The organism is Enterobacter sp. V89_11 (assembly GCF_029967775.1).
Lineage (GTDB): Bacteria > Pseudomonadota > Gammaproteobacteria > Enterobacterales > Enterobacteriaceae > Enterobacter > Enterobacter ludwigii.
In genome coordinates, this window is sequence record NZ_JASCAN010000014.1 from 1 (window position 1) to 22,326 (window position 22,326).

The window sequence follows — 22,326 nt, forward strand, 5'->3', positions numbered from 1 at the left end:
AGGACACGGGGATTTTCAATCCCCTGCTCTACCGACTGAGCTATCCGGGCAACGGGGCGCATTAAACCTGATATGCCCTCTGCCGTCAACGAAATTTGTTGTTTTCGTAACGGACTGCACACTCTCTCACCAGTTCGCCGTAAACTTAAGCAAAAAAGTGCGTCCAGAGCGCAGATAGCGGCATTGCAATCAACAGCGCGGGCAGCATATTCACCACCGCAAACATCTTAATTCCGCATATCCGCAGCCCTGTCGCCAGCAGCAGCAGGCCACCGACGGCGGTGAAGTCGGCCATCATCGCCGGCGTGGTGAGAGGAAGGATCAGTGTGGCGCAGGTAGCGAGGGCCAGCTGGATAAGCAGCATGGGCACGCAAATCGCGGCGACGGCGATGCCAAGGGTCGTGGCGAAAATGGTGGCCGTGAAGAAATCAAGAAACGCCTTCGCAATCAATATGCTGGGGTCGCCAGTCATGCCTTCCTGCATTGAACCGAAAATGCCTGTGCCGCTGGCGCAAAAAAGAATAATTATCGCGACGTAGTTCTGAATAAACGACTCGTGAGTGCCGTTTTTCGCCTTGCCCGGGTGGGCAATCAGGTTTTTGGCTTTGCTGACCGCATTGTTAATACCCTTTTCCAGATAGCAGAACTCGCCAATGAGCGCGCCGAGCAGGGTAGCAAGCACCATCACCGGCAGGTTGGCGCACTTAATCACCAGCAAAATGCCGATACCTAACGAGGCCAGGCCGAATATTGAGGGCATGGAAGAGCGAATACGCTCCGGCAACCGCTGACTTAATACGGCGCCAAGTACGCCGCCCAGCAATACGGCACCGGCATTTATAAAGGGTCCGATAACCACCGTGAACTCCTGTTAGTTAATCATGGGTATTGCAGGATTATGACACGCCAGGGGCCTGTTAAGCTTAGGTTTAGGCGGGTTAACGCATACTGATTGCTTCTTGCACCTCAAAATAAAAGGTGACATGATTGCGCGAAATTTCTCCTTCCTGTGTACGGAGCCGCCAATGATGATGTTGTCTGTCGCTGCGCGAACGCTCACCCATATCGATATTATCTACTCCTGTCTCACCGTTCGGTGAGGGTAACTGCACTTATGAAAACCATGAAAATCGCCGTCAGCCGCGAGCTGGTCTCTACTGTGTCTACGCACCGCGAAAAGGTGACGCTGGATAACACTGATTTTACGGATGTGGCGGCAGTCGTCATTACCCCCGTGGAAAGTTGCAGCGGCATTCTGGCATTGCTTAAACGCACGGGCTTCCAGCTTCCGGTGTTTATTTACTCGCAAGAGCCGTCTGACGTTCCTGATGGCGCAACGGCAGTGATATCAGGTAAAGCTCAGGAGTTTCTGGAACTGGAGACGGCGGCCAGCCGGTATGAAGAGAATCTGTTGCCGCCATTTTTTGACACCCTGAGCCAGTACGTGGCGATGGGCAACAGTACATTTGCCTGTCCGGGACACCAGCACGGTGCATTTTTTAAAAAACACCCTGCGGGACGGCAGTTCTATGAATTCTTCGGTGAGAACGTATTTCGCGCCGATATGTGCAATGCCGATGTGAAACTGGGCGATCTGCTGATCCACGAAGGCTCCGCCAAGCATGCCCAGAAGTTCGCAGCAAAAGTCTTTAATGCTGATAAAACCTACTTCGTACTGAACGGCACCTCCGCTGCAAATAAGGTGGTCACCAATGCGCTGCTGACCCGCGGCGACCTGGTGCTGTTCGATCGTAACAACCATAAGTCCAACCACCACGGTGCGCTGATCCAGGCGGGAGCCACGCCGGTTTATCTCGAAGCGGCGCGTAACCCGTTTGGTTTTATTGGCGGGATTGACGCGCAGTGCTTTGACGACGCGTACCTGCGAAATCAGATCCGTGAAGTTGCGCCGGAAAAGGCCATGGAGAAACGCCCGTTTCGTCTGGCGATCATTCAGCTTGGTACCTACGATGGCACGATCTACAACGCCCGTCAGGTGATCGACAAGATCGGCCATCTTTGTGACTACATCCTGTTTGATTCGGCCTGGGTGGGCTACGAGCAGTTTATTCCGATGATGGCGGAAACCTCTCCGCTGTTACTGGATCTGAACGAGAACGATCCGGGCATTTTCGTGACGCAGTCGGTGCATAAACAGCAGGCCGGGTTCTCGCAGACTTCGCAGATCCATAAAAAGGATAATCACATTCGCGGCCAGGCGCGTTTCTGTCCGCACAAGCGCCTCAACAATGCGTTCATGCTCCATGCCTCGACCAGTCCGTTCTATCCGCTGTTCGCGGCTCTTGATGTGAACGCGAAAATCCATGAAGGGGAGAGCGGGCGCCGGCTTTGGGCGGAGTGTGTTGAGCTGGGCATTGAGGCCCGCAAGGCGATCATTGCCAACTGCCATATGATCAAACCGTTTATTCCGCCGATGGTGGCCGGGCGTCCGTGGCAGGATCATCCCACTCACGCCATCGCCAGCGAGCGCCGCTTCTTCAGCTTTGAGCCAGGGGCTAAATGGCACGGGTTTGAAGGCTATGCCAGCGAGCAGTATTTCGTCGATCCGTGCAAGCTGCTGCTGACCACGCCGGGTATTGATGCGGAAACCGGGGAATATACCGAGTTCGGCATTCCGGCGACCATTCTTGCGCACTACCTGCGTGAAAACGGCATTGTGCCGGAGAAGTGCGATCTCAACTCGATCCTCTTCCTGCTGACGCCTGCCGAAAGCAGTGAGAAGCTGGGGCAGCTGGTGGCGATGCTGGGTCAGTTTGAACAGCATATTGAAGACGATACGCCGCTTGCTGACGTCCTGCCGACCATCTACCAGAAATACCCGGTACGTTATCGCGATTACACCCTTCGCCAGCTCTGCCAGGAGATGCACGATCTCTACGTGAGCTTTGACGTGAAAGATTTGCAGAAGGCAATGTTCCGTAAAGAGAGTCTGCCAGAACGGGCGATGAATCCCCAGGATGCGAATCAGGCGTATATTCGCGGGAAGGTGGAGTTGGTGCGCATCCGTGATGCCGGCGGACGCATTGCCGCCGAGGGCGCGCTGCCGTATCCCCCTGGCGTACTGTGCGTGGTGCCGGGTGAAATCTGGGGTGGGGCGGTACAGCGTTACTTCCTGGCGCTGGAGGAGGGCATCAACCTGCTGCCAGGCTTCTCGCCGGAACTGCAGGGCGTTTACAGCGAAAAGGATCCCGACGGGATTAAGCGACTGTACGGGTATGTTTTGTCATAGCCGCCGTCATCCGTAATCCCGGCCCTCTCCCCAAAGAGAGGGTCAGGGCTCACACCGCACTTCTCTTATACATCCTCCGCGGATGCCCAATCTTTCCGTACAACATCTCTACGCTCAGAAACCCCGCCTCCACGCAGTGCTCCAGATAGCGTCGGGTGGTGGTTTTACTTAATCCTGTCTCCTGCACGACTTCGTCGACGGAAAAACAGTGTGTCGCCTTGTCGTTAAACAACGCCTGTACCCGTGCCAGCGTATTCTCCTCAATGCCTTTGCTGCCGTTATCCAGACGGTAGTTTTTCGCCTGCAGCTGGTAGAGCGAGTCGACGTTCTGCTGGTCGACAATCTTCCAGACCCGCTGTTGTTCGGCAAACTGCACAAAGCGTTCAAGCGACTGGCTGAGGCGTTTCCAGGAGACCGGCTTCAGGATGTAATCAAAGGCGCCATTCCGGATGGCCTGGCTGCAGGTGTCCATGTCGCTGGCAGCAGTAATGAAAATCACCGAACAGTTGGCGCGGGTGAGCATGGGGTCATTGATCAGTGTGATCCCTTTACCGTCCGGCAAATAGTTATCCAGCAGCATAAGCTGCGGCTGCTTGCTTTCAAGCTGGACCTGGGCGGCAGCGAGAGACGAGGCGATCCCTACCAGCCTCAGGCGCGGATGTTTACCGATAAGTTCCGCGTGCAGTTGCGCCAGTTCGTTCTCGTCTTCAACAATCAATACGTCGATAAGTTCATGTTGCATAGTCGGTATCTTCCAGTTGCTGGGCGGGACGCCGGGCGGGAATAAACAGTGAGAAAATGGCGCCGCGCGGGGTGTTATCGGCAATTTCTATCGCGCCGCCAGCCTGCGTAACATAGCTTTCGATCAGATACAGGCCAATCCCGTGATCGCCGCGTGTTTTGGTGGTGATGCCGCGTTCAAATATCCTGTCACGGATCTCCGGTTTGATGCCAACGCCCTGGTCGGCCACTTCGATAATCAGCTCCTGCTCGCTCAGTTTGATCAGCACTTCGACCGGTGCATGGGGAAGCGGTGAGCGCTGCGTCGCTTCGATGGCGTTATCCAGCAGGTTGCCGATGATTGAGATCAGCTCTTCTTCAGCCAGCGACGGGAACGGCCTGTCCAGCCGGCAGGCCGGGTCAAAACTGAGCTCGACCCCTTTCTCCCGCGCGCGGGCGGCTTTACCCAGCAGCAGGCCACACAGGGTCGGGGAGCTGAAGCGGGAAGAGATAAAGTCCAGCAGCTCCTGAGCGTGTTCCGACTGCGCCTGAATATAGCCAATCGCCTCTTCATAGCGGCCCATGTGCAGCAGGCCGGATAGAGTGGTCATGCGGTTCAACTGCTCATGACGCATGATGCGCAGGTTATCGACATAGCGTTTAACCTGGCTGAGCTGGGCGCTAAGCGAGTCAATTTCATTCCGATCGCGGAAGGTGATCACCCAGCCCTGCAGCGAATCCTCAAGCATGATGCGCACCCGGCTGGCAATCACCGTGAGGGTGTTAAAACGGCAAATTTCATCATGGGTATCTTTCGCCAGCATCGTCTGCGTCGAGAAGAACGGGACAGGGTCGATAACCTGGCTAATCAGCTGCCCGCGCAGTTCACGGGCTGGCTGGCTCAGGCCAAGCAGCTTGCGCGCCGCCTGGTTGATCACCTCAATGCGCAGCTCATCATCAATGGCGATCACCCCTTCATAGATAGACTCCATCATCGCCTTTTGCTGGCGCACCAGCAGGCCGATTTCCCGTGGCTCCAGGGAGAAGATCTGCTTCTTGATACTGCGGGTAAAGAACCAGGAGAAGATAAAGAGCGCAATCAACAGCAGCACGGCGGCCAGCAGGATATTGACCACTTTGCTGACGGTAATGGTATCAAGGTAGCTGGTGAGATAACCCACCGAGACAATCCCCACCACTTGCCCCGCATCGTTGAAGATGGGCGCTTTGCTGCGCAGCGAAATACCCAACCCCCCTTTGCGGATGGTGGTGGTGCTTTTTCCCTGCAGGACCTCCTCATTGTCTCCACCGATAAGCGTCTTGCCCACTCTGTCGGCAAAGACCGAATGAAAAAGATGCAGACCTTTATTATCTCCAATCACAATAAAGCTGGCATCACTGTGAGCGGCAATTTTCTGCATAAAATCATGGATGGCTTTGATATCTTTTTGTTCAACCTCATCACGTAATGAGGGAATAAGTGCGATCTCTTCCGCCTGTATTTTGGCACGTGCACTCATTTCCTGATAAAGCTGCTTGCCGACATCGACGTAATAATATCCGCCCAGTAACGCAAAAAGTACTGAGAAAAAGGCGACCAGCGAAATAAACAGCTTAATCTGAAACGATACTTTCATAACTATCACGCGAGGTAGCAGCAAAGATTGCCAATATATCATCTTTTTTCGCGCGGATACCCGGTTTGCCGAAAACTTGTGATCCCTTGCACAGCAGGCCCTGTAAAAGAATTTTCCGAATAGTCTATGCGGCTGAAGCCGTCTGGAGAAATGTTATTTGATTGTTCATTTTAGAAAAGAAACCATAAAAACCACGGCAATAAATAAGGCGTAAATCACATTAAATAAAAGAAACCATTAAAACCATAGCTGCCATAAAAACTTCGCTTTTAATATGCCATTCCTCACATAAAGTAAGCCTTTGTGACTCTAAGCTGAACGCACAAAATAACTAAGGGGCTTATTATGAGCACAACTGACGATTCTTTCTCTGTTACCCACGACCCGATTGATATTCAGCGACCATCACTCAAAGAGCGCTGGTGGCATATTATGGATACGTGGAAAATCGGAATTATCCCTCTGCCACTGTTTGTCCTGGCTGGCGCGCTGATTGCCATTGATTGCCTCGGCGGCAAACTGCCCAGCGATATCGTGGTGATGGTCGCCACGCTCGCGTTCTTCGGTTTTGCCTGCGGTGAGTTTGGCAAGCGCCTGCCGATTGTCGGTAAACTCGGTGCGGCGGCGATTTGCGCCACCTTTATTCCTTCGGCACTGGTCTATTACGGTCTGCTGCCGGATGTGGTGGTGGAGTCCACCACGAAGTTCTACAAATCCACCAACATTCTGTATCTCTACATCTGCTGCATCATTGTCGGCAGCATCATGAGCATGAACCGCACCGTGCTGATTCAGGGCTTCCTGCGCATCTTCTTCCCGATGCTGTGCGGCGAAATTGTCGGCATGATTGTTGGCATGGGCGTAGGGATAGCGCTGGGCCTTGAGCCATTCCAGATCTTCTTCTTTATCATTCTGCCGATCATGGCGGGCGGTGTTGGGGAAGGGGCGATCCCACTCTCCATCGGCTATGCCACCCTGCTGCATATGGACCAGGGCGTGGCGCTCGGTCGCGTTCTGCCTATGGTTATGCTCGGCGGCCTGACGGCAATCATCATCTCCGGTTGCCTCAATCAGCTCGGTAAACGTTACCCGCACCTGACCGGCGAAGGCCAGCTGATGCCTAACCGTGCGAATACCGATGAAACCACCGCACAGCCTGCGTTCTCCGGTAAAGCAGACGTCACCACGATCGCTTCTGGCGCACTGCTGGCCGTTCTGCTCTACATGCTGGGGATGCTCGGTCACAAGCTGATTGGCCTGCCCGCACCGGTTGGCATGCTGTTTATGGCGGTGCTGGTCAAGCTCTGCAATGGCGCCTCTCCGCGTCTGCTGGAAGGCTCTCAGGTGGTGTACAAATTCTTCCAGACGTCAGTAACTTACCCCATTCTCTTCGCCGTGGGCGTGGCCATTACCCCCTGGCATGAGCTGGTCGCCGCATTCACGCTGACCAACCTGCTGGTGATTGTCAGCACCGTCTCCGCGCTGGTGGCGACCGGTTTCTTCGTGGGCAAAAAGATTGGCATGCACCCGATTGATGTCGCCATCGTCTCCTGCTGCCAGAGCGGCCAGGGCGGTACCGGTGACGTGGCGATTCTGACTGCAGGCAACCGTATGAGCCTGATGCCCTTCGCCCAGATTGCAACCCGTATTGGCGGCGCGATTAACGTCTCCATCTCTCTGCTGATACTGGGCAACTTCCTCGTTTAAGTTTTCAGGAAAGAACAATGAAACTCGCAAGCTTTTTATACCAGGGAACACGCAGCTACGGCATCGTTCAGGCCGAAGGTGTGATTGATTTAGGTCGCCGTCTCGGCGACCGCTACAGCGACCTCAAAGCGCTGCTGCAGGGCAACGGGCTGGCCGAGGCCACCCGTTATCTCAACGACGCCGTGGATGTCCCTCTGAATGCCATCACCTTCTTACCGGTGATTGAGCAGCCGGAAAAAATCCTCTGCGTGGGCATGAACTACGCCGACAAACGCAAAGAGTTTGACCAGCACAACCCGGCGCCGACGCTGTTTGTCCGCTTCCCGGATTCGCAGACCGGCCATAACGAACCGGTGCTGAAGCCGCGTCACTCCAGTGAATTCGACTACGAAGGAGAGCTGGCGGTCATTATCGGCAAAGCCGGAGAGAACATCAGCCGTGATGAGGCGCTGCGCCATGTGGCAGGTTACAGCTGCTATATGGACGGCTCCGCCCGCGACTGGCAGCACACCTGGTTTACGGCAGGCAAGAACTGGCGTCAGACCGGAGCGTTTGGCCCGTGGATGGCGACGGCTGATGAGATCCCGGACCCGCACCAGCTGGCGATCCGCACCTGGCTTAACGGCCGTATGGTGCAGGAAGACAACACCAGCAGCATGATCCACAAGGTCGCGGAGCTTATCGAATACATCAGCACCTTTACCCGCCTCAGCCCGGGCGATGTGATCATCACCGGCTCCCCTGGCGGCGTGGGCAAAAAGCGCAACCCGCCGCTGTTCATGAAAGAGGGCGATCGCATTGAGGTGGAGATCGAGCATATCGGTCATCTGAGCAATGTGATCATGGAAGCGCCCGCCACCGGGCTTGCGGCAGCACACTGAGTAAAACGGCATGAACAGTCAACCCACTATCGATTTTCGCCACACCCTTGTGGCGAAACACCCGGAACGCTTAAGCCAGATCCGTTACCTGCTGGCAGACAGCGGCCTTGGCCTGGACAACGACATCACGCTGTTTGTCGAAGCCTGGTCCGGCACGCAGCTGGTGGGTTGTGCCGGGCTTGCCGCTAACGTCATCAAGTGCGTGGCGGTAAACGAGCAGCTTCGTGGGGAGAACCTCAGCGCACGGTTGCTGGCAGAGGTGGAAAATGCGGCGCTGGAGCGCGGCCATTTTCACCTCTTCCTCTGCACCCGTCCGTGCAACAAGGAGCGCTTTGGCCGCAGCGGCTTCTGGCCGATTGCCCAGAGCGGGAACAACGCGGTGCTGATGGAGAACACCCCGCAGGGGATCCAGCGTTACTGCCGCGCGCTCAAGTGCCAGCGCAAGGCCGGGAAGAAGATTGGCGCGATCGTGATGAATGCGAATCCGTTTACCCTCGGCCACCGGCATCTGGTCGAGCAGGCCGCGGGGCAGTGCGATGCGCTGCATCTGTTTGTGGTGCGCGAGGATGCCTCGTTCTTCCCGTTCAGCGCCCGGCTAGAGATGGTACGGGCGGGCGTGGCGCATCTGCCGAACGTGATTGTGCATGAAGGATCGCAGTACATCATCTCCCGCGCCACGTTCCCGGCCTACTTCCTGAAAGAGACCGGCAAAGTGCAGCAGGCGTGGAGCGAAATTGATGTGCTGATCTTTCGGGACTTTATCGCCCCGGCGCTGGGTATTACGCATCGCTTTATCGGCTCGGAGCCGTTTTGCGATATCACCCGTCAGTACAACCAGACCCTGCACGACCTGTTGGACTCACAGATTGACGTGGTGGAAATGCCGCGCATCAAGGTCACCGGCAACGCTATTTCCGCATCGGAAGTCCGCCGCTTGCTTAAGACACAGCAGTTTTCCCGGATCCGGGAGATTGTCCCGGACTCCACCTTCGCGCACCTCGAAACGCATTACCGTGCGAGTGCGGAAGTCGCATAACTATCAGGAATTTATCATGAAAATTGTAAGGGAGTCGCTGGCCGGTACGCAGGAGTCCAGCGACCTGATGGTAAAAATTGCCCCCGCTCAGGGTGAGCTGGAAATTATCATCCACAGTGAAGTGATTAAGCAGTTTGGCGAACATATTCGCCAGGTCGTTAACGACACATTGCGCGCCATGAACGTGCACCAGGGATTAATTATTGTTGAAGATAAAGGGGCGCTGGACTGTGTGATCCGCGCCCGCCTGCAAAGCGCGCTCCTGCGCGCAGCCGATGAGCCGACACCCAACTGGGGGGCGCTGAAATGAGCAAACTCCGCCGCAGTATGCTGTTCCTGCCGGGCGCAAACGCCGCCATGCTCTCTACGGCATTTATCTACCGCCCGGACTCCATCATGTTTGACCTTGAAGACGCCGTCGCCCTGCGCGAGAAGGATACCGCGCGCATGCTGGTGTTTCATGCCCTGCAGCACCCGATGTATCAGGATATCGAAACCGTGGTGCGCATTAACCCGCTGAGCACGCCGTTTGGCTTGCTGGATCTGGAAGCCGCCGTGCGGGCAGGGGTGGACGTGATTCGATTGCCGAAAACCGACACCCCAGAGGATATCGATGAGCTGGAAGGGCATCTGGCGCGTATTGAGCGTGAATGCGGGCGCGAGCCGGGCTCGACCCGCGTCATGGCGGCTATTGAATCGGCGATTGGGGTGATTAACGCCGTGGCCATTGCCCGCAGTTCTCCGCGCTTAATCGGGATCGCGCTGGCCGCCTTTGATTATGTGATGGACATGCAGACGGAACGCGGGGATGGCACTGAGCTGTTTTATGCCCGCTGTGCCGTGCTGCACGCCGCCCGCGCCGCGGGTATCGACGCTTTCGACGTGGTGTGGTCGGACGTTAACGATGAAGCCGGCTTCCTGCGCGAGGTCGATTTGATCCGCAAGATGGGCTTTAACGGTAAATCGCTGATTAACCCACGTCAGATTGACCTGTTACATAACGCCTATGCCCCAACCCAGCAGGAAGTGGATCACGCGAAACGGGTGATTGAAGCGGCAGAAGAGGGGGAGCGTAACGGCCTGGGCGTCGTGTCGCTCAACGGCAAAATGGTCGATGCCCCTATTATTAACCACGCGCAGATGGTGCTGGAACGCGCGGCGGCCTCCGGCGTGCGTCGTTAAGGATTACACAATGAATCAGACAGAACTTCTCCATGTGAATTTCCCCCGTCTGCGGGACTTAAAACCGTTTGATGCCGCCCACAGCGCAACGCCATGGCTGAACAGCCCTGACGAAAAACACACCCGTAAGCTCTGTGCTTCGGTCGAAGAGGCGGTGTTACGCAGCGGGTTACAGGACGGGATGACCGTCTCCTTCCACCACGCGTTTCGCGAAGGCGACCGGGTGATCAATACCGTCGTGGCGCTGCTTGCGCGTATGGGCTTTAAAAACCTGACGCTGGCTTCCAGCTCGCTGATGACCTGTAACGACGCGCTGATCGAACACATCGAAAGCGGCGTTATCACCCGGATTTATACCTCCGGTATGCGGGGCAAGCTGGCGGACGCTATCTCACACGGGTTGATGGCCGAGCCGGTACAAATTCACTCCCACGGCGGGCGCGTGAAGCTGTTGCAGGACGGTGAGCTGAATATCGACGTGGCGTTTCTTGGCGTGCCGTGCAGCGATGAATTTGGCAACGCCAACGGCACGCACGGGAAATCGTGCTGCGGCTCGCTTGGCTATGCAATGGTGGATGCGCATTTCGCCCGTAAGGTGGTGCTGCTGACCGAAGCGCTGGTGCCGTTCCCGAATATGCCCGCCAGCCTGGTGCAGGATCAGGTGGATTACATTGTGCAGGTGGAGAGCGTGGGTGACCCGGCGAAAATCAGCGTCGGTGCGGCTCGCGTGACCAGTAATCCGCGTGAGCTGATGATTGCCCGCTACGCGGCGGATGTGATTGAACATTCAGGCTATTTCAAACCCGGTTTTTCCATGCAGACCGGCTCCGGTGCGGCGGCTACCGCCTGTACCCGCTTTATGGAGGAGAAAATGGAGCGCAGCGGCGTGAAGGCGCGCTTCGCGCTCGGGGGCATTACCGGCAGCCTGGTGGATCTGCACGAGAAAGGCCTGATCGAAAAGCTGCTCGATACCCAGTGTTTCGACGGCCAGGCTGCGGCCTCGCTGGTACGAAATCCGAATCATGTGGAGATCTCCACCAACGTTTATGCCAACCCCGGCAGCAAGGCAGCAAGCTGCGACCAGCTTGATGTGGTGATCCTCAGCGCCCTGGAAATTGACGTCGATTTTAACGTCAATGTTATTACCGGCTCTGACGGCGTAATGCGTGGGGCATCCGGCGGACATTGTGATGTGGCCGCGGCGGCGAACCTGACCATCGTGGTCGCCCCCCTGCTGCGTAGCCGTATTCCAACCGTCGTGAAGCGGGTGACCACCCGGCTGACGCCCGGGGAGAGCATCGACGTGCTGGTTACCGATCACGGCATCGCGGTTAACCCGGCACGCCCGGAAATCCGCGAACGACTGCTTGCCGCAGGTCTCAACGTTGTCGATATCAACGCGCTTTTCGAGCGGGCGATATCACTGACCGGCGTACCAAAACCCATTGAGTTTACCGACAAAATCGTCGGTGTGATCCGCTACCGCGACGGCAGCGTCATCGACACCGTTCGACAGGTGAAGGAGTAATGATGACTGTAGCGACACCCGTGCGGGCGGGTGTCAGCCTGGAGGAGCTGCTGGCGGCGAAAGAGCGCCGTGCAGCACGCCAGACTGACTGGCTCACGCACTATCAACAACCGGTGATTTCTCTCACGCTCGTTACCCCCGGGGAGATCAAAGACAGCCTGCGCTATCGCAATACGATGGGCGTGGCATTGCAGATGTGCGACCAGCTGCTGTGGGAAAACCGCTGGCAGGTGCTGGACCGCCAGGTGCTGTGGCTGCCCACCGGGCCAGAAGCAATCTGGTGCGTGGCGCATCCGGCGGCGGAAATCAAAGCGCACTGTACGGATCTGGAGCAGACTCACCCGCTCGGCAGGCTGTGGGATTTGGATGTGATCTGCCCGGTACAGGGGCATGTGGGGCGCCAGTCTTTAGGGGCACACCTCCGGCGCTGTCTGGTATGTGATGAGCCTGCCCACGCCTGTTCCCGTTCGCGTAAGCATCCTGTAGAGCAGGTGGTGGCTCGCGTGGAGAAGAGGATCGATGACTGGTTTGCTCGCGACTAACCCGCAGCCATGCGATGTGCCAGGGCTCGCCGAAGAGGCGTTATGGCAGGAGCTGACGTTGACGCCCAAGCCGGGTCTGGTCGATAAGCTCAACAACGGTGCACACCGCGATATGGACCATGCGCTGTTTGCCCGCAGTATTGCGGCCATCACCCCGTGGTTTGCGCGCTTTGCAGAACTGGGTCATACCCATGCGGATAAACCCGCGGCGGAACAATTACGGATCATTCGCCCGATGGGCATTGCCTGTGAACAGGCAATGTACGCTGCAACGTGCGGGGTGAACACGCATAAAGGCGGCATTTTTGCCCTCGGTTTGCTGTGCTTTGCCGCCGGACGTGTGAAACACGCCACGGCTGAGAGCCTCTGTAGTGAGGTGAGTCACCTCTGTCGCGGGCTGGTGGCGCGTGAGCTGGCAGCGCGCAGTGGACAGGCGACGGCAGGGGAGCGGCAGTTTCAGCGGTATGGGTTAACCGGCGCGCGGGGCGAAGCGGAAAGCGGTTTTGCTACGGTGCGTGCAGCGCTGGCGCAATGGAACGGGCACGCGCTGCATGACCTGCTGCTGCGCCTGATGGCGATGAATCAGGACAGTAACCTGGTGTCGCGCGGTGGTATGGAAGGGCTGCGTTATGTGCAGGGGTATGCGCGGGCATTACTGACGCGTGGCTGGGATCGTGATGCATTAATACAGATGGACAATGCGCTCATTGAACGGAATTTAAGCCCGGGGGGCAGTGCGGATTTATTGTCGGTAGGATGGGTGCTGGCGAAATTACCCCTCTCCTGAAAGGAGAGGGGATCATCATTAATGCGCGATAGGCTGCGCAGCGTGCGGTTCGCGTACGTGCTTGTACTTGAACAGTGCGATAAACGCGAAGAACAGTACCAACGAGTACGCGGCGAAGATAAGCCACACGGGCTGCCAGTTGGTGATGCCGTTAGTGGTGTACATCTCAACCACTTTACCGCTCACCACACCGCCCAGAATACAGCCGAAGCCGTTGGTCATCATCAGGAACATACCCTGAGCACTGGCGCGGATTTCAGGTTTCACCTCTTTTTCCACAAACACCGAACCAGAGATGTTGAAGAAGTCGAAGGCGCAGCCGTAAACAATCATCGACAGAACCAGCAGCACGGTACCGAACGGGCTTGGGTCGCCGTAGGCAAACAGACCGAAGCGCAACATCCATGCAGCGATACTGATCAGCATGACGTTCTTGATGCCGTAGCGGCTCAGGAAGAACGGGATGGTCAGGATGAACAGCGTCTCAGAGATCTGAGAGATGGACATCATCACTGACGCATGTTCAACGATAAAGCTGCCAGAGAACAGCGGGTTATTGTCGAAGCTGTGCAGGAAGGTGTTGCCGAACATGTTGGTGATCTGCAGTTCCGCACCCAGCAGCATGGAGAAGATAAAGAAGATCGCCATGCGTTTGTTTTTAAACAGCGCAAAGGCGTCCAGACCGAGCATGGTGCTCCAGCTCTGGTTTTTCTGCTGGTTAGACACCGGAATATGCGGCAGGGTCAGGGTGAACAGCGCCAGCACCACGGAGAGTGCCGCCCCGATGTAGAGCTGCATATGGCTCAGTTCGAAGCCTGCGAAGCTCACGCCCCACATTGCCATGATAAAGCCGATGGTGCCCCAGATACGGATTGGCGGGAAATCGGTGACGATTTCCATACCGGCAGATTTCAGGCGGTAGTAGGAGATGGTGTTGATCAGGCCAAGCGTTGGCATGTAGGCCAGCGAGTTAAACAGGATCACCATGAACATCGCCCCCGGCGTGGTGACCTGGGCTGCCATAAACAGCGTCCCCGCACCCACCAGATGGCAAAGCATGTACAGCCATTTCGCACTTAACCATTTATCCGCCACGATCCCCAGCAGCGTTGGCATAAAGACAGCCGCAATGCCGAGCGAGCTGTAGACGGCACCGATAGACGCACCATCGAACTTGAGCGTCACAAACATATAGGAGCCGAGTGTAGTCAGCCAGCTACCCCACAGGCAGAACTGCAGAAACGACAATATTTTAAGCTGCAGCTTAAGGTTCATGTTACTTTCCTCACAAGTGAGCGGGAGATATGTTGTTATAGGAACATTCAGGGTTGTTATTTGATGCAATTCTATCAGCAGGAGAGGTTATGTTTTGTTACCTCCCGCAAAAAAATGCAATCCACATTAATTTGCAGTTTGGATTGTGATGCAAATAACATTTTCGTATGGGTGGGGCGGGGAGGGAGCGGTCTGATGCCCTCACCCTGGCCCTCTCCCACAGGAAGAGGGCAGGGTAAAGGGTTTAGCGTCGACGGTAGTTTTTTTGCGCCGTGTTCACTTTATACAGATAACGACGCGATTCCGCAGACGGGTGTCGGGTGGTGAGCGTGGAATAGACATCCCCCGGCGCCATACTGTTGATGATATTCGCCGCCTGCACTTTGTCACTCGAGAAGACGCGCAGGACGCTGCCCGCTCCGCCGTTATACGCGGTGATCACCGCATAGCGACGTGATGTCGGGTTATCAATCCCGCCCAGGTAGACATTGTTGAGCATCGCCAGGTAGGCGGTACCGGTATCAATGTTGCTTTGCGGATCGAACAGATAACTGCGGCTCGGCGTACCGGATTTACCCTGAGCGCGGAAGACGTCTTTACCTGCGCTGTGCTGCACGACCTGCATCAGTCCCAGCGCGTCGGAACGGCTTACCGCGTACGGGTTAAACGACGATTCGGTCTGCATGATCGCCAGGATAAGCGACTCATCCACGCCGTACTTACGCGAGGCCTGACGTACCATGCCAATGTACTTATGCGCACGTTTGTCGAGGTGGTTCGGCACGAGGTTGATGGTGACGCTGTAGATGATCTTCAGGCCGTTAGAGCGGCTTTTCAGGCGTGTCTGCAGCAGATAATCGGCAAATTTTGTGGCACGCCCTTCCCAGCGAATGGCCTGTCCGGTCTGATCGACAACCTGGCCGTACAGGAACGGTTCTTTGGAGATGGTGATGTCATCGGCGTCGGAGTAGAGATCGATTGAGCCTGGATCATCACCCATCAGTAAGGTTTTCACGATCGCCTGACGTAACCGTGCGGCAGGTTCGGTGCCTGCGATGGTTTCAACCGTGATAGTCCCCTCATCAAAGTTGATGTGGCTACGGGTCTGATAGGCGTCGGTGTACTTAACGTAGTCCTTAGGTCCGGCAATAAGAACTTCGTTAAATCCCCATATATTTTCGATGTTATGGGCAAACTGCCCCATCAAAATGTCAAAACCGTTGGTGTCCTTTATCCAGGCTTCGTTGTAATCATCGCCTTTTTTGGAAGAACAAGAGACAAGCAACGGCGCAACAAGGGCTAGCGCTAAAAATTTTTTCATCATTCCGGGAGTGCGTGTTGTGTTTGCTTGTACGGCGGAGTTGCCCCCGCACGCTGTTATTGTTCCGGCGGCGTATAGCCTTCGATGTGGACGTCTTTGCCTTCGAACAGGAAGTTCACCATCTCCTGTTCAAGCAGTTTGCGGTGCTCCGGGTTCATCATGCTGAGTTTCTTCTCGTTGATCAGCATGGTCTGTTTTTTCAGCCACTGTCCCCAGGCTTCTTTGGAAATTTCGTTATAGATGCGCTTACCCAGTTCGCCCGGATAAAGCTGGAAATCCTGGCCTTCAGCGTCACGCTGCAGGAAAGTACAAAAAATAGTTCTGGCCATACTCATTCCTCTGTTGGTGGCTGATGCTAAACCATTGCACCGGCACGTAATTGCTGTAACAGGCGCTCCACGGGAGCCGCCAGCCCGACTGATGGCGGTTGCGCTAAGTTATACCAGAGAGCCGTTCCTTCATCCATGCAGGCAGTGATTGAGGACACGGGAAGCCACATCGGTACAATATCCAGATGGAAATGGCTAAAGGTATGACGAAACGCGGTCAGCTGCGTCAGGTTATCGGCAGCGATGCCGCGCTGTTTAAGCCATTCCCGTAACAATTCTTCATCTTCAAACTGTGGGAAGCAGTATAGACCACCCCACAGGCCGCTCGGCGGCCGCTGCGCCAGAAAGACGCCATCGCCATGCTGCATCAACAGCATGTAGCCGGTGCGCTCTGGCAGCGTCTGCTTTGGCTTTTTGCCCGGATACTGCGCCCATGCGTGGTTCGCATAAGCCACGCAGAGATTATTGACCGGGCAAAGTTCGCATTTCGGTTTTGATCGCGTGCAGACCATGGCCCCCAGGTCCATCATCGCCTGGTTAAAGCGCTCCACGCCTTTTGCCGGGGTAACCGCTTCGCTGATCTCCCACAGCCGTTTTTCGACCTCTTTTTTTCCCGGCCAGCCGTCAACGGCATAGCATCGTGCGAGGACGCGCTTCACGTTGCCGTCGAGGATCGGGAAATGTTTACCTAAAGACAGGGAGAGGATTGCGCCAGCAGTTGAACGTCCGACGCCGGGCAAATCAGCCACTTCATCGAAGGTTTCCGGAAATGTGCCGTGGTGTCGGGTCGCCACCTGCTGCGCGGCTTTATGCAAATTGCGCGCACGGGCGTAGTAACCGAGACCGGTCCACAGGTGCAGCACCTCGTCTAAGGGCGCATTGGCCAGGTCGGTCACCGTTGGGAAACGTGCCATAAAGCGCTCGAAGTAGGGAATCACCGTAGCGACCTGCGTTTGTTGCAACATCACTTCGGAGAGCCATACTTTGTAAGGCGTTTTTTCAATTTGCCAGGGCAGGGTTTTACGCCCGTATTTGTCGTACCAGTCCAGCACCTGGGCTGAAAATTGAGAGGCTTGCATGGTCATCGATTCGCATAATCAGGGACGCCGATTGCAGCACAGCGTCAATCTGCTGTAAACCGGATCTTTCCCATGCTTGCATAGAAGCCTTAACTTTGGATAATGCCCGTTTCCCGAACATTCTCACAAGCAGACAACTCTTTTATGAAAAACGACGTCATTTCACCGGAATTTGATGAAAACGGTCGCCCGCTGCGCCGTATTCGCAGCTTTGTCCGCCGTCAGGGTCGCCTGACCAAAGGGCAGCAACATGCGCTGGACAACTACTGGCCGGTGATGGGCGTTGAGTTCAGCGAGCAGCCTCTGGACTTTACCGAGCTGTTTGGTCGCGACGCGCCGGTAACACTGGAGATTGGCTTCGGTATGGGGTCTTCACTGGTTACCATGGCCCACGCGCGCCCGGAGCAAAATTTCCTCGGCATTGAGGTGCACTCACCAGGCGTAGGCGCATGTCTGGCAACGGCTCATGAAGAGGGCGTTGAGAACCTGCGCGTTATGTGTCACGACGCGGTTGAAGTGCTGCACAAAATGATTCCTGACAATTCTTTGACCATGGTTCAGCTCTTTTTCCCTGACCCGTGGCACAAAGCACGGCATAATAAACGCCGTATCGTTCAGGCGCCGTTTGCTGAGCTGGTAAAAAGTAAGCTGAAACTGGGCGGTGTCTTCCATATGGCGACCGACTGGGAACCTTATGCGGAACATATGCTGGAAGTCATGTCGTCTCTGGACGGGTATAAAAACCAGTCTGCAAGCAACGACTATGTACCGCGTCCGGATTCACGTCCGGTGACAAAATTTGAACAGCGTGGCCATCGTCTTGGTCACGGCGTATGGGACTTAATGTTCGAGAGGGTGAAATAATGGCAAAGAATCGTAGCCGTCGTCTGCGTAAAAAAATGCACATCGAAGAATTCCAGGAAGTGGGCTTCTCCGTTGCGTGGCGTTTCCCGGAAGGCACCAGCGTAGACCAGATCGATCAGGACGTAGATGCGTTCATTAATGAAGTGATCGAGCCAAACAAGCTGGCCTTTGATGGTAGCGGTTACCTGGCATGGGAAGGTCTGATCTGCACCCAGGAAGTCGGTAAATGCACCGAAGAACATCAGGCGCTTGTGCGCAAATGGCTTGAAGACCACAAACTGGAAGATGTCCGCGTCAGCGAACTTTTTGACGTTTGGTGGGACTAATTAAGCAGTAAGGGGCCAGCATTAGCTGGCCCATTTTGTCTGAGGGAGTGTTTAAGATGCGCAAAACGTTGCTGGCTGTTGCCTTAATGGCAACCGGATTCACCGCTCATGCGGAGTATAAATGTAGCGTCACCCCGCGTGATGACGTGGTGTTAAGCCCGCAAACCGTGCAGGTCAAAGGCGAGAACGGTCATCTGGTGATTACGCCGGACGGGAACGTCACATTTAACGGTAAAAAGTACAACCTGACCCCCGCTCAGCGTGAGCAGGCGAAAGACTACCAGGCCGATTTGCGTACCGCGCTGCCGTGGATTGATGAAGGTGCCCTGACGCGCGTAGAGAAGAGCCGTGTCGCGCTGGATAAGATCATCACTAAAGAGGTGGGTGAGAGCAGTAACATGCGCACCCGCCTGACGAAGCTCGACAAACAGCTGAAAGAGCAGATGAACCGCATTATTGAGCATCGCTCCGACGGCCTGACGTTCCATTACAAGGCAATCGATCAGGTTCGTGCCGACGGTCAGCAGCTGGTGAACCAGGCAATGGGTGGCATCCTGCAGGACAGCATTAACGAGATGGGGGCTAAAGCGGTGCTGAAAGGCGGCGGTAACCCACTGCAGGGCGTGCTCGGTAGCCTGGGCGGTCTGCAGACCTCAATTCAGAACGAGTGGAAGAACCAGGAAGACGATTTCCAGCAGTTCGGCAAAGACGTCTGTAAACGCGTGGTGTCGCTGGAAGATAGCCGCAAGGCGCTGGTGGGAACGCTGAAGTAATTTCCCCTCACCCTAACCCTCTCCCCAAAGGGGCGAGGGGATGGTTTGCTCCCTCTCCCTTTTAGAGAGAGGGCCGGGGTGAGGGTTGCAGCATTTGCAATGTTTCAAGGATCTTTTCTAACACCGCTTCTTCGTTATTCCAGAGTTCGTTGTTCCAAAATCGAATGACATACCAGCCTTTCTTGTTAAGCCAGCACGTTCTTTGACGATCGTATTCCTGCTTTTCATCATGTTGCCCGCCATCCAGTTCAATAGCCAGATGAGCCGCACAGCAGGCGAAATGCAGAATGTAGTGATCTACAGGATGTTGTCGACGAAATTTATAATTTTCGAAACGGCGGCTGCGCAGTAGATACCAAAGCCGTCTTTCTTCTTTTGTCAGCTCCCGTCTGAGCTGTTTTGCATAAGTACGAGTAATATCCATCCCCACACTCTGCCAGCCTTTTCCTCAGCCGGCAGAATGGGGTGCAAAATCCTGAATCAGCCTTCAGGAATCTTCTGCGAGGAACAACTCAAGCAGGGAGTTTAAAAACAGTTTGCCGTGCTCGGTGATCTGCCAGTGATCCTCACACTCGGTGAGATATCCCTGCGCCAGCGCCTCGTCAATCTGCGGACGAATCGTGGCTTCCGGCAATCCGGTATAACGCGCAAACTCCGCACGTGGTGCGGGTTCCAGCAAGCGGAAGCGGTTCATAAAGAACTCAAACGGTTTATCCGCCGCCTCAACATCATGCTGACGTTCAAGGTAGCGGCCTTCCATGTAACCACGCGGATGACGCGTTTTGGCGGTACGCAGGATGCGCCCGTCAGGGAAGGTCACTTTACCGTGCGCGCCACAGCCAATCCCCAGATAATCACCAAAGCGCCAGTAGTTCAGGTTGTGCTGACACTGGTAACCCGGCTTCGCGTATGCGGAGGTTTCGTATTGCTGATAACCTGCCGCGGTCAAAAGCTGATGACCTTGCTCAAAGATATCCCACAGGGCGTCATCATCCGGCAGCACCGGCGGACGGGAACCAAACAGCGTGTTTGGCTCAATAGTCAGCTGATACCATGAGAGATGTGGTGGGTTAAGCGCGATCGCCTGACGCAGATCGTCCAGCGCTTCCTCCAGCGACTGGTCCGGCAGACCGTGCATCAAATCCAGGTTAAAGCTGCGTAGGCCTAAGCCAGTGGCCAGGTTTGCCGCGCGCTTTGCCTCTTCCGGGCCGTGAATGCGTCCCAGACGTTTCAGCTTCGGCTCGCTAAAGCTCTGGACACCGATCGAGATGCGGTTTACGCCTGCACGTTGATAATCGACAAAACGGTCGGCTTCAACGGTGCCGGGGTTGGCTTCCATTGTTATTTCAGCATCCGCGACCAGGTTCAGGCGCGCACGCACGCCGTCCAGCAGCGTTTGCATCGCCGGGCCAGAAAGCAGGCTCGGCGTACCGCCACCAATGAAAATGGTCTTAACTTCACGTCCCTGTGCGTAAGGTACATCGGCATCCAGGTCGGCCAGCAGATGCGCAACGTAGTCATCATGCGGCACTTCACCTTTCAGCGCGTGCGAGTTGAAATCGCAGTACGGGCATTTCTGCACGCACCACGGGATGTGAATATAAAGACTCAGAGGCGGCAAATTAGCCATTACGCAGTGCTTCCAGTAACAGTTTCAGGGCGCGTCCACGGTGGGAAATCGCGCTTTTCTCTTCGCGGGACAGTTCCGCAGCGGTTTTGCCCTCAGACGGGACAAAGAAAATCGGGTCGTAGCCAAAGCCACCACTGCCTGCCGCTTCACGGGTAATCACACCCGGCCAGCTGCCGTGGCAGACGACTGGCGTAGGGTCTTCGGCATGACGCAGATAGACCAGTACGCAGTGGAACTGAGCCTGGCGTTTATCATCTGGCACGTCTTTCAGCGCGACAAGCAGCTTTTCCAGATTCTGCTGGTCGGTGGCATCGACGCCTGAATAGCGTGCGGAGTAGATACCCGGCGCACCGCCAAGGGCATCTACCGACAGACCGGAGTCGTCGGCAATCGCGGGCAAACCGGTAATCTGTGCGGCATGGCGCGCTTTCAGGATCGCGTTTTCGATAAACGTCAGCCCTGTCTCTTCGGCGGAATCCACACCCAGTTCGGTCTGTGCAACAACATCCAGTCCAAAATCATTTAATAGCGAGGCCAGCTCGCGCACTTTACCGGCGTTACCGGTAGCGAGAACAACTTTCTGCATGGTTTAATCCTGCTCTGTCAGCGCCGCGACTTCCGTCGGGATAGATTGCGGGTTGAGAATTTTTACCTGTTTATGCCGCCCAAGTTCACCTTTCTCGATGATCACCTGGCTTTTGGCGACACGAAACTGTTTTGCCAGATATTTGGTCAGATGCGCATTCGCCTGGCCATCAACCGGTGGGGCAGTGATGGCGACTTTTAGCTCGTCGCCATGCAGTCCAACAATACTGTCACGGCTGGCTTTCGGCTGAATATACAGCCGTAAAACCAGCCCGTCAGCGCAGGTGCTCACTGCACTCATAGCGCCATCCACAGCCCCGGCAGCAGCATATCGCCCGTGGACTGTAACAGCTCAGCGATCCCCATATTCACGACGTACAGCAGCAGAACCAGGATCATCGGAGAGAAATCGATGCCGCCCATAGACGGAAGCAGGTTACGGATTGGACGCAGCAGCGGCTCAGCCAGCTGAATTAACGCGTACTCCACCGGGCTACGGCCCTGGCTTACCCAGCTCATGATCGCCATGACCAGCAGCACCCAGAAGATCAGCAGACCGACGGTTTTTATCAGAATCAGAACGGCGGCAATCCAGATTATCGGCTGGAAGGTGATAACCATAAACAGCACAATCGCTTTGATAACGCTCAGAATAAACGCGACCAGCAGAGAAGCACTGTCAATGGGGCCCATCGCCGGAATGACGCGACGCAGCGGTCCTACGATAGGTTGCGTGATTTTCACGACAAACTGCGAGAACGGATTGTAAAAATCACAGCGGGCCCACTGCATCCAGACGCGCAGTAACAGCGCCATCGTATACAGCTCAATGACCGTTGAAAGCAGGAAAGTCAACGTCTTCATGGCGTTCCTC

Annotated in this window: 24 protein-coding genes; 12 read left to right on the forward strand and 12 right to left on the reverse strand. The window is 55.7% G+C overall.

What is annotated here, in order from left to right; genetic code table 11:
* Positions 1–145: 145 nt before the first annotated feature.
* On the reverse strand, positions 146–859 hold the full coding sequence (locus tag QLG09_RS11970) for a DUF554 domain-containing protein (RefSeq protein WP_025203244.1): 714 nt from the start codon (positions 857–859) through the stop codon (positions 146–148).
* A 255-nt stretch (positions 860–1,114) separates the two neighbouring features.
* Here QLG09_RS11970 and QLG09_RS11975 point away from each other — a divergent pair, with 255 nt between their 5' ends.
* Positions 1,115–3,250 (forward strand): ornithine decarboxylase, encoded by a 2,136-nt coding sequence (locus QLG09_RS11975; protein ID WP_282488922.1) that lies wholly within the window; start codon positions 1,115–1,117, stop codon positions 3,248–3,250.
* Positions 3,251–3,299: 49 nt separating this feature from the next.
* Here the strand turns inward: QLG09_RS11975 and QLG09_RS11980 are convergent, their stop codons facing one another.
* Positions 3,300–3,992: a response regulator gene (locus tag QLG09_RS11980; protein WP_014171591.1), complete on the reverse strand. Its 693-nt coding sequence runs from the start codon at positions 3,990–3,992 to the stop codon at positions 3,300–3,302.
* The gene (locus QLG09_RS11985; RefSeq protein ID WP_025203246.1) at positions 3,982–5,607 is read right to left on the reverse strand and encodes a sensor histidine kinase; all 1,626 of its coding nucleotides are present in this window, start codon (positions 5,605–5,607) and stop codon (positions 3,982–3,984) included. Before QLG09_RS11985 ends, QLG09_RS11980 begins: the two co-directional genes overlap by 11 nt.
* 345 nt (positions 5,608–5,952) lie before the next feature.
* Between QLG09_RS11985 and QLG09_RS11990 the strand changes: the two genes are divergently transcribed.
* Genes QLG09_RS11990 through citG form a run of 8 tightly spaced genes read left to right on the forward strand, consistent with a single transcriptional unit; the run spans position 5,953 to position 13,270 of the window.
* Positions 5,953–7,314 (forward strand): 2-hydroxycarboxylate transporter family protein, encoded by a 1,362-nt coding sequence (locus tag QLG09_RS11990; protein ID WP_014171589.1) that lies wholly within the window; start codon positions 5,953–5,955, stop codon positions 7,312–7,314.
* Positions 7,315–7,331: 17 nt separating this feature from the next.
* On the forward strand, positions 7,332–8,195 hold the full coding sequence (locus QLG09_RS11995; protein ID WP_014171588.1) for a fumarylacetoacetate hydrolase family protein: 864 nt from the start codon (positions 7,332–7,334) through the stop codon (positions 8,193–8,195).
* Positions 8,196–8,205: 10 nt separating this feature from the next.
* Positions 8,206–9,231 (forward strand): [citrate (pro-3S)-lyase] ligase, encoded by a 1,026-nt coding sequence (gene citC / locus QLG09_RS12000; protein WP_282488923.1) that lies wholly within the window; start codon positions 8,206–8,208, stop codon positions 9,229–9,231.
* A 16-nt stretch (positions 9,232–9,247) separates the two neighbouring features.
* A complete protein-coding gene (citD, locus tag QLG09_RS12005) occupies positions 9,248–9,541 on the forward strand; it encodes a citrate lyase acyl carrier protein (protein WP_282488924.1) in 294 nt (97 codons plus the stop codon).
* Positions 9,538–10,413, forward strand: coding sequence for a citrate (pro-3S)-lyase subunit beta (gene citE / locus QLG09_RS12010; RefSeq protein ID WP_014171585.1), 876 nt, complete (start codon positions 9,538–9,540; stop codon positions 10,411–10,413). The genes citD and citE overlap by 4 nt, the downstream gene beginning before the upstream one ends.
* A gap of 10 nt (positions 10,414–10,423) precedes the next feature.
* Entirely contained in the window at positions 10,424–11,941 is a 1,518-nt protein-coding gene (gene citF, locus QLG09_RS12015) for a citrate lyase subunit alpha (RefSeq protein ID WP_282488926.1), read from the forward strand.
* A gap of 2 nt (positions 11,942–11,943) precedes the next feature.
* Positions 11,944–12,483, forward strand: coding sequence for a citrate lyase holo-[acyl-carrier protein] synthase (gene citX, locus QLG09_RS12020; protein WP_282488954.1), 540 nt, complete (start codon positions 11,944–11,946; stop codon positions 12,481–12,483).
* The gene (gene citG, locus QLG09_RS12025; protein ID WP_079231686.1) at positions 12,461–13,270 is read left to right on the forward strand and encodes a triphosphoribosyl-dephospho-CoA synthase CitG; all 810 of its coding nucleotides are present in this window, start codon (positions 12,461–12,463) and stop codon (positions 13,268–13,270) included. Before citX ends, citG begins: the two co-directional genes overlap by 23 nt.
* 18 nt (positions 13,271–13,288) lie before the next feature.
* Here citG and QLG09_RS12030 read toward each other — a convergent pair whose 3' ends face one another.
* The 4 genes from QLG09_RS12030 to mutY form a co-directional block, all read right to left on the reverse strand.
* Complete coding sequence (locus QLG09_RS12030) at positions 13,289–14,545, reverse strand: nucleoside permease (RefSeq protein ID WP_020883685.1); 1,257 nt, start codon at positions 14,543–14,545, stop codon at positions 13,289–13,291.
* A 244-nt stretch (positions 14,546–14,789) separates the two neighbouring features.
* Positions 14,790–15,866 (reverse strand): membrane-bound lytic murein transglycosylase MltC, encoded by a 1,077-nt coding sequence (gene mltC / locus QLG09_RS12035; protein WP_025203253.1) that lies wholly within the window; start codon positions 15,864–15,866, stop codon positions 14,790–14,792.
* A 56-nt stretch (positions 15,867–15,922) separates the two neighbouring features.
* Complete coding sequence (locus QLG09_RS12040; RefSeq protein ID WP_219372413.1) at positions 15,923–16,195, reverse strand: oxidative damage protection protein; 273 nt, start codon at positions 16,193–16,195, stop codon at positions 15,923–15,925.
* Between the two features lie 26 nt (positions 16,196–16,221).
* On the reverse strand, positions 16,222–17,274 hold the full coding sequence (gene mutY / locus QLG09_RS12045; RefSeq protein WP_169809773.1) for an A/G-specific adenine glycosylase: 1,053 nt from the start codon (positions 17,272–17,274) through the stop codon (positions 16,222–16,224).
* A gap of 144 nt (positions 17,275–17,418) precedes the next feature.
* On the opposite strand from mutY, the gene trmB reads away from it, so the two are divergent.
* From trmB to QLG09_RS12060, 3 genes are read left to right on the forward strand one after another with little or no spacing between them, the layout of a single operon-like run.
* Entirely contained in the window at positions 17,419–18,138 is a 720-nt protein-coding gene (trmB, locus tag QLG09_RS12050; protein ID WP_020883687.1) for a tRNA (guanosine(46)-N7)-methyltransferase TrmB, read from the forward strand.
* The gene (locus QLG09_RS12055; RefSeq protein WP_020883688.1) at positions 18,138–18,464 is read left to right on the forward strand and encodes a YggL family protein; all 327 of its coding nucleotides are present in this window, start codon (positions 18,138–18,140) and stop codon (positions 18,462–18,464) included. Before trmB ends, QLG09_RS12055 begins: the two co-directional genes overlap by 1 nt.
* A gap of 56 nt (positions 18,465–18,520) precedes the next feature.
* A complete protein-coding gene (locus QLG09_RS12060; RefSeq protein WP_282488927.1) occupies positions 18,521–19,237 on the forward strand; it encodes a DUF2884 domain-containing protein in 717 nt (238 codons plus the stop codon).
* Between the two features lie 61 nt (positions 19,238–19,298).
* Here QLG09_RS12060 and QLG09_RS12065 read toward each other — a convergent pair whose 3' ends face one another.
* From QLG09_RS12065 to QLG09_RS12085, 5 genes are all read right to left on the reverse strand, one after another.
* Positions 19,299–19,661 carry an endonuclease domain-containing protein gene (locus tag QLG09_RS12065; protein WP_282488928.1) on the reverse strand — a complete coding sequence of 121 codons (363 nt, stop codon included), beginning with the start codon at positions 19,659–19,661 and terminating at the stop codon, positions 19,299–19,301.
* A gap of 63 nt (positions 19,662–19,724) precedes the next feature.
* A complete protein-coding gene (gene hemW / locus QLG09_RS12070) occupies positions 19,725–20,867 on the reverse strand; it encodes a radical SAM family heme chaperone HemW (RefSeq protein ID WP_282488929.1) in 1,143 nt (380 codons plus the stop codon).
* Complete coding sequence (locus QLG09_RS12075; RefSeq protein ID WP_282488930.1) at positions 20,860–21,453, reverse strand: XTP/dITP diphosphatase; 594 nt, start codon at positions 21,451–21,453, stop codon at positions 20,860–20,862. The genes hemW and QLG09_RS12075 overlap by 8 nt, the downstream gene beginning before the upstream one ends.
* A gap of 3 nt (positions 21,454–21,456) precedes the next feature.
* Positions 21,457–21,753 carry a DUF167 family protein YggU gene (gene yggU / locus QLG09_RS12080; protein ID WP_014885193.1) on the reverse strand — a complete coding sequence of 99 codons (297 nt, stop codon included), beginning with the start codon at positions 21,751–21,753 and terminating at the stop codon, positions 21,457–21,459.
* Entirely contained in the window at positions 21,750–22,316 is a 567-nt protein-coding gene (locus QLG09_RS12085) for a YggT family protein (RefSeq protein ID WP_014171570.1), read from the reverse strand. Before QLG09_RS12085 ends, yggU begins: the two co-directional genes overlap by 4 nt.
* Positions 22,317–22,326 lie beyond the last annotated feature (10 nt).